This window comes from Luteococcus sp. (assembly GCF_043424415.1).
Classification (GTDB): domain Bacteria; phylum Actinomycetota; class Actinomycetes; order Propionibacteriales; family Propionibacteriaceae; genus Luteococcus.
In genome coordinates, this window is the sequence record NZ_JBHWOO010000124.1 from 1 (window position 1) to 9,981 (window position 9,981).

A 9,981-nucleotide genomic window follows, 5' to 3' on the forward strand; every position below is an offset into this window, starting at 1 on the left:
GAAGTTCGCCTCCACCCTCGACGAGCAGTGGGACAAGGTCGTCTCCCGCCTGCAGCGCACCCAGTAAGGAGACGTCGATGTCCACCATCGCACCCGACACCCCGGACATGACCGCCGAGCGCGGCCGTCGCCGGATCGAACCCGCCTATCTGGCGATGCTGATCCCCGCCTTCCTGCTCTTCACCGGCCTGCTCATGGTGCCCTTCCTGACCGGCCTGTTCTACACCTTCACCAATTTCAAGGGCTACGGCGACTGGCACATGATCGGGCTGAGCAACTACATCAGCCTGTTCAAGGACAACATCATCTGGGAGTCCTACCTGTTCACGTTCAAGTACGCCATTGCCGCGACGATCCTGATCAACGTCATCGCCCTGGCGCTGGCGCTGCTGCTCAACGAGAAGATCAAGGGGCAGACCTTCTGGCGTGGCCTGTTCTTCCTGCCGAACATCCTCCCCGTGCTGATCGTCAGCTACATCTTCGGCTACTTGTTCACCAACAACCTGCCGTTGATCGGCGAGAAGCTCGGCATCGAGGTGCTGTCCACCTCCCTGCTGGCCAACGAGAAGTACGCCTGGGTGGCGATCGTCTTCGTCGGCGTCTGGCAGGCCGTTGCCTACAACACGATCATCTACCTGTCCGGCCTGCAGACCATCGACAGCTCCGTCTACGAGGCCTCCTCCATCGACGGTGCCAGCGGCTGGAAGAACCTCCTGCACATCACGCTGCCACTGATCATCCCCTTCATGGGCATCAACATGGTGCTCAGCTTCAAGGGCTCGCTCGGTGTCTTCGACCAGGTCGTCGCCCTGACCGGCGGCGGACCGGGCACCAGCACCCAGTCCATCTCCTACCTCATCTTCAAGAACGGCTTCCAGGGCGGCGAGTACGCCTACCAGACGGCCAACGGCATCATCTACTTCCTGATCGTCGTCTTCCTGTCACTCGCCCAGCTGCGCTTCTTCCAGTCCCAGGAAAGGCTCTGACATGTCCGAACAAGCCATCTCCCAAGTCTCCCAGACAGACGTCGCAAGCCTGGAGCCGCAGGCGCAGCCGCCCATTCGTCGACGACGCAGCAAGTCCGGCCAGGGCACCAACTGGATCGCGACCATCATCCTGGCCCTGCTGGCGCTGACCATCCTCGTGCCCCTGTGGTTCGCGCTGGTCACCGCCTTCAAGACCCCCACCGAACTGGCGGAGTCGGGCTTCGGACTGCCCGGCAGGTGGAGCCTGGACAATTTCAAGCAGGCCTGGGAACTGACCGAATTCCCCAAGCGCTTCTGGACCTCCCTGGTCATCACCATCGGCGCGGTGACCCTGACCCTGCTGACCAACTCGATGGTGGCCTATGCCATTGCCCGCAACCTGGACCGCAAATGGGTCAAGGCCCTGTACTACTACTTCGTGATCGCGCTGTTCGTGCCCTTCCCCATCATCATGCTGCCGGTGGTGCGGGAGACGGCGCTGCTGCACCTGGACAACGAGGTGGGCCTGATCCTGCTGTACGCGGTCTATGGGCTGGCCTTCAACATCCTGCTCTACACCAGCTACATCAAGTCCGTGCCGATGGAGCTCGAGGAGTCAGCCTCCCTGGAGGGCGCCTCGCGCTGGGGGATCTTCTGGAAGATCATCTTCCCGCTGCTCACCCCGATGAACGCGACGGTGGGCATCCTCACCTGCCTGTGGGCGTGGAATGACTTCCTGCTGCCCCTGGTGATCCTGACGGATCCTGACAAGCAGACGTTGCCGCTGGCGCAGTACGTCTTCCAGGGCCAGTTCAACACCAACTACACCGTGGCCTTCGCCTCCTACCTGATGGCGATCGCCCCGATGGTGCTGGTCTACATGATCGCCCAGCGCTGGGTGATCTCCGGGATCATGCGCGGCTCGCAGAAGTAACCAACCTGCGCAGCTCCTCCCCCACCAGCTCCGGGCCGGCCATCATCACGTTGTGGCCGGCCCGGGGCACGACCACGCGGCGGCACCCGGGCAATTCATGAGCGATGGCATCCGATGCCTCGGGCGGGACGACCAGGTCCCAACTGCCGTTGAGCACCAGGCTCGGGAGACCGCGATAGGCGGCCAGCGCCTGTGTCCGACGGTGGCTCGACAGGGCGGGCAGGAAGGCCGTCATCGTGGCGAAGCCGGCGTCGGCGCCCATCTGGCCGGTCAGCCGCACGTCGTCCCAGCTGGTCCCCAGACCGCAACAACTGGCCCACATCACCGGCGCTTCCAGCGGCAGCCCGATCCGCCGCAGCCGCAGCATCGCCTCCTGGTGCCGGGCGAAGGCACCGAAGACGGGCAGAGCCACCGTCTGCACCAGGTGCGCGGCGCGGCGCACTCCCAGGAAGCCCAGGCCCTCCCCCGTCGCGGAGGTTGCGACGAGACCGACGCCCCGCACACGGTCCCGGACCAGATCTGGATGTCGGTCGGCCAGGGCCATCAGCGCCATCCCACCCATCGAGTGCCCCACCAGCACCACCGGACCCGGGCAGTGGTCGCGGACCAGTTCGGCGAGGTCATCGGCGATCCGGTCGATGGTGCAGCTCGACGCGTCGTCGGGCCGCTGGGAGCGCCCATGCCCCCGCAGGTCCCAGACCAGCACGCGCGTGCCCTGTGCCACGAGGAAGTCCAGCTGGGCGTGCCAGCAGCCGCTGGCCTGCGCGTAGCCGTGGGTGAGCACCACCGTCGCAGGCGCCGAATCCGGCCCCTCGGTCCGACACCGCAGCCGGATGCCGTCGTCGGTCTCGTGCCAGAACTCACCCATACCCTCAGGCCCCCAGCAGGGCCAGCGGCACCACGGCAACGCCATCGCTTCGCCGGTACGCATGGGTTCCGGTGGTCACGACCACCAGGTCCACCACCTGCTCCGGCATCCGGTCACGGAGCCACAGCAGATGCCGGACATCGGAGTCCTCCACCGACGCCGCGAGCTTCACCTCGATGGCGAGCACTCTTCCGTCATCTGCCTCGACGATGAGGTCCACTTCACGCTCACCCGCCTTGGTGCGCAGGTGGCTGACAGTCGCCTCGGCGGCCTGAGCCATCACGCGAACCCCCAAGGTCACCAGGGATTCGAAGAGTGGACCGAACATCGCGGCTCCGCGGGGAGCCAGGAGGCTGGCTTCGCCCAGACCGAGCAGGCGCGCCGCAAGGGCGGGATCGGCCAGCTGGTGCTTGGGCGCTTGCCGCAGTTGGCTCATGGGACTCCGGCTGGGCAGCCACCCCGGGACGGGATCCAGGAGGAAGAGCTGGGACAGGTGTTCCCGGTAGGCGATGGTCGCCGTCTTGGAGGGTTGCTCACCGTCGCCTGCCGTCGTCGAGTCCAACAGCCGCGAGTAGGCGGTGGTGGTCGACGACGCGGCGGCATACGCCCTCAACCATCGACGCAGTGTCTCGGGTCGGCGCACCTCCCGGCCCAGGTCTGGTAGGTCCCGATCAATCACACGCGCAAGGTAGGCGTCGAGGAAGGCGCGCCGCAGACGCGGCGCGAGGTCGAGTGCCCCTGGAAAGCCACTGCCGACGATCGCCTTGCCATAGTCGGACAGTGACATCTGCGACTGTCCTCCCACCTGATCCGCCGTCCCCGCAAGTAGGCGCGACAGCGAAACGGACGGCTCCACCATTCCTCGCTCGTGCAGCCCCATGGGGCGCATTCGCAGGGAGAGAATTCGTGCCGCACCGCTGTGTGTGCCCGCGGCCGAGACCGGAGTAGCAGAGCCGGTCAGGAGGAATCTGCCCGGCACGGCGCCACGATCCACGCTGCGCCGGACAGAGTCCCAGACCTGCGGTAGCCGCTGCCACTCGTCGATGAGGACGGTTCCCTGCGTGGCGATCCCATCCAGACCGAAGTCCGCCTCGAGTCTTTGGCGCTGCGCAGGATCATCCATGATCCAGACCTCTGCAGAGCGGCGCTCTGCCGTTCCGGTCTTCCCCACGCCCTTGGGTCCGTCCAGTGCGATCGCCGGCGCGCCCGGCATCAGTTCGTCCAGCTCCAGGTCAACAGTTCGAGGCAAGTAGGACATGTTCCCCAGACTACCTTTTGTCCGGTTCCCAGACTACTTTTTGGCACTGTCCCAGAATACTTTTTGTCCGTCTCCCAGAGTACTTTTTGTCCGCCACCAGGCCGACTGGGCCTCGCGGCTAAGCTTGCCCGCATGACTCCAGTGGAGCACGAGATCGACACCCTTGCGGCCTTCGATGCGCACCTTGACCGGGGCCTGTACCTGGACCGGTGCGTGGTGCAGTCGGTGGACCTCACGGAGCGCTCCGAGCTGCTCAAGCGCACGTCGGTGGCGGGGGCCATCTTCTTGGGCTGCATCCTGCGGCCCGGGCTCGACGAGTCGCTGCGCAGCCGCGGTGCGCTGGTCTTCCCCCGCCTGCCGGAGCTGCCCTTCAACCCCTACCGGCCGCGCCTGTACGAGGCACCGGACCTGTTCGACAGCGTGATCGCCGGGCAGGAGTACACGGCCAGTCACGACGCCCAGATCTACGCCTGGCATCGCGCACAGGGCGCCCAGCCCAGCCTGGGTGCGACGCTGGCGATGAGCCTGCACGACCACTCGATGAGCGAGTCCCTCGACGACTGGTCCGCCACCCGTCCCGACGAAACCACCATCGGCATCATGGGCGGCCACGCCGCGTCGCGCGGCACCGCAACCTTCCGGGAAGCAGCGGCGCTGGCCGGTGAGCTGACCCGCGGCGGCCGCCTGGTGATGACCGGCGGTGGGCCCGGGGCCATGGAGGCCGCCAACCTCGGCGCCTACCTCGCGGGTGAGCCAGAGGCGCTGGACGAGGCCATCGCGCTGTTGGCAGCGGCCCCGGACTTCCACGAGGACCTCACCGGCTGGGCGCGCGCCATGCTCGAGGTGCGTCGACGGTGGGAGCCCTCAGGCGAGTCCGCCGGGATCCCGACGTGGTTCTACGGGCATGAGCCGCCCAATGGTTTCGCGACGGTGATCGCCAAGTACTTCTCCAATGCCATCCGCGAGGACACCCTGCTGCAGCGCTGCCGTGGCGGGATCGTCTACCTGCAGGGAGCTGCCGGGACGGTGCAGGAGATCTTCCAGGCCGCGACGGGCAACTACTACTCCCCCGAGGGTGCCCCGACGACGCCGATGGTGCTGGTGGGACGGGACTACTGGACCACCAAGCTGCCCGCCTGGCCGCTGCTGGAGGCGCTGGGCCGGGACCGCGCCATGGGCACCCGGCTGCACCTGGTGGACCACGTCGCCGAGGCCGCCGAGGTGCTGCTGGCCGAAAAATAGCCAATCCACGCCGATCTCATTGGGTGTCCCCCTCCCTTGGTCAGCCACCATCAAGTACCCTCCCAACCACCAGATCAAGGAGGGAAAATCATGGAGATCGATGCAGGAAAGCGCTCGATCGCGGAGATCATCACCCAAGGACAGCACATTGTCCCGAGGTATCAACGACAGTATGCCTGGACCGAACAGAATATTCGAGACTTCTGGGCCGACTTGATTCGCAGCCCCAAGTCCCCTCACTTCATGGGAAGTATGGTCTCCTGTGCAGCAGGTGACTCGATCCGCGAACTTGTGGACGGACAGCAGCGATTGACAACTTGCCTAATCGCGTTGGCCGTCACGCGGGATTGCTACCATGAATTCCAGCTACATAATCGTGCAACCGGAGTGGAACAGTATCTCGAGTTTATCGACAAGAACGGAGAGGGTCAGTATAGAATCACCATCAAGAGTGACGCTGAAAATGCAAAACTCAAGTCCGTCATTTCCCGAGCTTCCGACAGAATTGCGACGACTCAAGCGCCGCCCCCCTCACTGCAGCAGGCTGCCTACCGCCTACTGAGTGAAAATCTTCACGAATACATCAGAGCGAAAGGAAACCCCGAGCAGGCCATCGATGAATTTCGAGATGCTCTTTTAGCCGCCCTCGTTGTCTATATCCGCGTCCCAGATCGAAACAACGCCTTCACAATCTTCGAGACACTCAACGACCGGGGAAAGAGCCTAACTCCCATCGACCTCATCAAGAACTTGGTGATTTCAAAAATCCCATCGACGGCACTAGCCGACGATGAAAAGGCTTGGGCGGACTCCATATCCGCTATCGAATCTACGGAATTGGAGGGGCTAACCCCCGACGCGTTCGTGACCTACTTCTGGAACTCCCGAAACCTCAACGACCCAACGGAATCTATTGAGACCAGCCGAGTGCGCCGCTCTGTCGCAGAAGCCCTCTCAGCCCCCGCGGGCATCCCCGAAGACGAACGCAAAGAAGCAGAGGCCCAGCTGGCAAGGGAGCTCATTAGCGAGCTGCGCGAAGCAACTCGAACTCTAGAAGCCCTAGGTGCAACCCTGCAAAGCGGCGGAAGCGCTGAAGGATGGTCCGATTTCCCACGCTACAGGCGTGACAAGTATGAAAAGATATGCGATCCCCTCTATGGGATTCTCGTCACAAAATCCCTCCAACCCATGCCACTACTACTGGCACTATTCAAGAAGTACCACACTGGAACAATCCTCACAAACAAGACACTTGTCGACTTCCTAAAAGTAATCGAACAATTCCAGTTTCGTTGGTCAATCTCGCAGCGCCCATCCACATCTACAAACCGCCGGCTTTTTCGTCGGACATCTCATGCCATCGCTTCAGCCACCAACCGCGCCGAATTAGCGGAGGCCCTTCATGAATTCCACGCACAGGCCCGCTTGATCACGCCCAGTGACAACCAGTTCAGGGACGGCCTCGATAGGCTCGAGTACTCAAATAGTGCCAAAAAGGACGTCCACAGGATTAGGTACATCCTTATGCGCTTGGAACGCCACTGGGGTTCCACCAAATTAGACCTCACAAGACAGCCCTCGATCGAGCATATCGAAGACCAGGGCGGTCGCTCTACCGCAACAAGAAGAAACTTCTGGATTTTCAAGCTGGGAAACCTAACCCTGCTCCCACCCGATATCAATAGCTCGCTACCTAAGGATTTCGCACAGAAGTCTCGGGAGCTGAAGCATTTCGTAAACCCCAGCGACCACGCGTTACACAACGCCATAGAATCATCGACGTGGAACAACTCTGAATATTACAATGCTCGAAGGGAAGCGTTGCTTTCTGACTGCTGTTCCGTATGGAACCGCGAACTCAGAATCGACTAATTTCCTGCTCCGTGTTCTCCTGAGACCTGCCATGTGCACGCTCGCGTTCAGTCCAAGGGTCCGAGGTGAACCAGGAATCTTCAGCCGTGCAGCACCCGGTACAGGGTCAACGCCAGACCGGTGCGGTCGCGCTGCTCCAACTTGCGCAGCAGCGCCGAGACGTGGTTCTTCACCGTCCCCTCCGACAGGTGCATGGCCGCAGCGATCTCGCCATTGGTCGCGCCCCGTGCGACCTGCTCGGCCACCAGCCGTTCAGTGCGGGTCAGCACCGCCAGCGGGTCGGTGCGCTCGGCACCGCGTCCCAGGGCCAGGCGGGCCACCCGCGGGTCGATCACCAGCCCGCCAGCGGCGACTTCGGCGATGGGCTCGGCGAACCGGGTGGTGGAGACGTCCTTGAGCAGGAATCCCGCCGCGCCGGCCGCCATGGCACCGGTCATGATGTCCTCGTCGTCGAAGGTGGTCAGCACCACCGCGGGCAGGCCGGGATGCCGGGCCGTGAGCTGCCGGACCAGCTCGACCCCGTCCATCCCGGGCATCCGGGCGTCAGTGAGCACCACGTCCACCTCGGTGCTGGGCAGCACCGCCAGCGCCTCGTGGCCGTCGGCTGCCTCGGCGACGACCTCCAGGCCGTCCTTGGTCTCCAGCAGCAGGCGAAGTCCTCGCCGCAGCAGTTGCTGGTCGTCGACGAGCAGGATCCTGGTCACTTCTCCTCCTGGGTGGGAATGGTTCCGGTGATCTCGACGCCCTGCTGCGTGCCGCGCGCCTCGAAGCTGCCACCGAGCGTCGGGGCGCGTTCGGCCAGCGATCGCAGCCCGAAACCGGGGGCCAGGTCTGCCACCGCTCCCCCGTCGTCGGCCAGCACCAGGCGCAGGGCCTCAGGCTGCCAGTCGACGAGCAGGTCGACGTGAGTGACCGAGGAGTGACGCACCACATTGGTGAGGCCTTCCTGCACCAGGCGCAGCGCGAACAGCGAGCTGGCGCGGTCGAGTTCTCGCTCCCGGCCGCGATGGGTCAGGCGCACGTCGAGTCCGGTACCGCGGAAGGAGCGGGCGATCGCCTCGAAGGCGGCATTGCCCGTGACCAACTCCTCCCGTGGAAGGTTGAGTGCCCGCACCCAACGCCGCATGTGGGCCAGGGCCTCGGCGGCGGTCTCGCGTGCGGTCTGCACCTCGGCGAAGGCCCGCCCGGGATCCTTGTCCCGCATCCGTTTCGCGAACTCCAGGCTGAGCACCACCAGGGTGAGCTGGTGGCCCAGCCCGTCGTGCAGCTCTCGGGCCGAACGCGACCGCTCGTCGACGAGCATCAGCTCCTGTTCCGTGACGGCAGCACGACGCACCTCGTCGAGCAGTTCGGCATTGCGCCGACGTTCCTGGTCCAGTTCACGCAGGAGCTGCCCCAGCAGCACGCCCAGCGACAGCATCAAGGTGACGGCGAGCAGCTGGACCCCGGCCACGCCCCACCCGCCGAGGTTGTCCGAGGCATAGGTCGTCAGCTCGATCAGGCAGACCATCACGGCCAGCCCCAGCAGGCCCCAGGCCGTGCCGAGGGTGTAACCCAGCAGTCCCACGCCGAGAATCAGGATCAGGACGGTCGAGCCACCCCCGTCCAGTCCCGTGCTCGCGAAGCTGGCCAGGAAGAGGACCACCACCCACCCACGCCCATGGCCCGTCCGCCAGGCGAACCACCCCAGAATCACCAGCGCTTCCCAACAGGGCGACCACCATCAGCACCGCCGGGCTGTGTGACCAGGAGAGCAGGGCAGCCATCGCCTGCAGCCCAGCCAGCAGGCACACCCGGAGACCGACCAGGAGCTCGACCTGACGCGACGTCACCCCCTCAGCCTAGGGCGGGGCGGGCATGACAGACCCGTGACCACGGTCATGGTTCTGTGCGACGAAGTGGCGACCGTGGGCACCTGTTTCGCCACCTGGCCAGGAGTTGGCTGGTGCCATGACCACGAACCAGCACCGCATTCGCGCCCGGCTCCCCTTCTGGGCCTGCACCCTGATCGCCGTCGTCCTGATGTTCGCCAACTACATCGGTCTGGTCCCGCTGCAGTTCGCTGCCAAGGCCGTGCAACCCGATCCGACACCGGGCCAGGACCGTGTCGTCAACATCCTGGCCTGCCTCATGACACTCGCCACGTCCCTCGTACTGGTCGCACTCGCCAGCCGATGGGTGCTGGGGAGGCGTCTGGGAGAGGTCGGCTGGCGAGTCAGCCGGGACAGCTGGTGGCTCTTCGGTCTGGGCTGGGCTGCGGCCGCGGCCGTGGGTCTGGGCGCCCAGGCGCTGGCCTGCGTCCCTGGCCTGCCGATCGAGACCTTCTCCACCGCGTCCGAGCGCGCCGGCATGACCGGCTCCGTGCTCGCCCTGGTGCTGCTCGCCAAGGTGGCCCAGGCCATTGCACTGCAGGGCATCCCCGAGGAACTGGTGTGGCGTGGCTGGCTGATGAACTGCCTGCAGGACCGCCCTCGCCTGGCGCTGGTGGTCTCAGCCGTCGTCTTCGGCGCCCTCCACGTCGTGTCCAACGGGGGAATGCACGGCATCGAGGCCATCACCTATCCCCTGCAGGCGATGGCCTTCGCCTTCCTCGCTGGCGCCTTGGCGTTGCGGATGCGCCCGCTGTGGTGCGCCATCGGCGTCCATGCCGGACTGCAACCTCACCAACCTCGCACTGGGCTTCGCCCCGCGGAATGCCGATGGTTCGCTCGTGTAGGTCACCCAGGCGGCCGGGTACGTCACGCTCGGATTGCTTGTCCTGCGCGGGTGGCAGGGTGACCGCGTGGTCTACGACAGGTGAATCCTTTCGGGGAAGACGATGGTGGCCGGCACCCCCTGCGGA

9 protein-coding genes are annotated in these 9,981 nt (G+C 64.8%); 5 read left to right on the forward strand and 4 right to left on the reverse strand.

The window, feature by feature from the left end; all coding sequences use genetic code 11:
* Positions 1–77: 77 nt before the first annotated feature.
* Both ACHFFZ_RS07500 and ACHFFZ_RS07505 read left to right on the forward strand, forming a co-directional pair.
* Positions 78–986, forward strand: coding sequence for a carbohydrate ABC transporter permease (locus ACHFFZ_RS07500; RefSeq protein ID WP_394276028.1), 909 nt, complete (start codon positions 78–80; stop codon positions 984–986).
* A gap of 1 nt (position 987) precedes the next feature.
* Entirely contained in the window at positions 988–1,899 is a 912-nt protein-coding gene (locus ACHFFZ_RS07505) for a carbohydrate ABC transporter permease (protein WP_123576430.1), read from the forward strand.
* Here the strand turns inward: ACHFFZ_RS07505 and ACHFFZ_RS07510 are convergent.
* On the reverse strand, positions 1,877–2,767 hold the full coding sequence (locus ACHFFZ_RS07510; RefSeq protein WP_394276029.1) for an alpha/beta fold hydrolase: 891 nt from the start codon (positions 2,765–2,767) through the stop codon (positions 1,877–1,879). The two genes, ACHFFZ_RS07505 and ACHFFZ_RS07510, sit on opposite strands and share 23 nt — an antisense overlap.
* Positions 2,768–2,771: 4 nt before the next feature.
* Positions 2,772–4,025, reverse strand: coding sequence for an ATP-binding protein (locus tag ACHFFZ_RS07515; protein ID WP_394276030.1), 1,254 nt, complete (start codon positions 4,023–4,025; stop codon positions 2,772–2,774).
* A 132-nt stretch (positions 4,026–4,157) separates the two neighbouring features.
* On the opposite strand from ACHFFZ_RS07515, the gene ACHFFZ_RS07520 reads away from it, so the two are divergent.
* Entirely contained in the window at positions 4,158–5,267 is a 1,110-nt protein-coding gene (locus tag ACHFFZ_RS07520; protein ID WP_394276031.1) for an LOG family protein, read from the forward strand.
* A 90-nt stretch (positions 5,268–5,357) separates the two neighbouring features.
* Positions 5,358–7,139, forward strand: coding sequence for a DUF262 domain-containing protein (locus tag ACHFFZ_RS07525; protein WP_394276032.1), 1,782 nt, complete (start codon positions 5,358–5,360; stop codon positions 7,137–7,139).
* An 80-nt stretch (positions 7,140–7,219) separates the two neighbouring features.
* On the opposite strand, the gene ACHFFZ_RS07530 is transcribed toward ACHFFZ_RS07525, so the two are convergent.
* Positions 7,220–7,843, reverse strand: coding sequence for a response regulator (locus ACHFFZ_RS07530; protein WP_394276033.1), 624 nt, complete (start codon positions 7,841–7,843; stop codon positions 7,220–7,222).
* Positions 7,840–8,787, reverse strand: coding sequence for a sensor histidine kinase (locus ACHFFZ_RS07535; RefSeq protein ID WP_394276034.1), 948 nt, complete (start codon positions 8,785–8,787; stop codon positions 7,840–7,842). Before ACHFFZ_RS07535 ends, ACHFFZ_RS07530 begins: the two co-directional genes overlap by 4 nt.
* Before the next feature lie 302 nt (positions 8,788–9,089).
* On the opposite strand from ACHFFZ_RS07535, the gene ACHFFZ_RS07540 reads away from it, so the two are divergent.
* Positions 9,090–9,917: a CPBP family intramembrane glutamic endopeptidase gene (locus tag ACHFFZ_RS07540; RefSeq protein WP_394276035.1), complete on the forward strand. Its 828-nt coding sequence runs from the start codon at positions 9,090–9,092 to the stop codon at positions 9,915–9,917.
* Positions 9,918–9,981 lie beyond the last annotated feature (64 nt).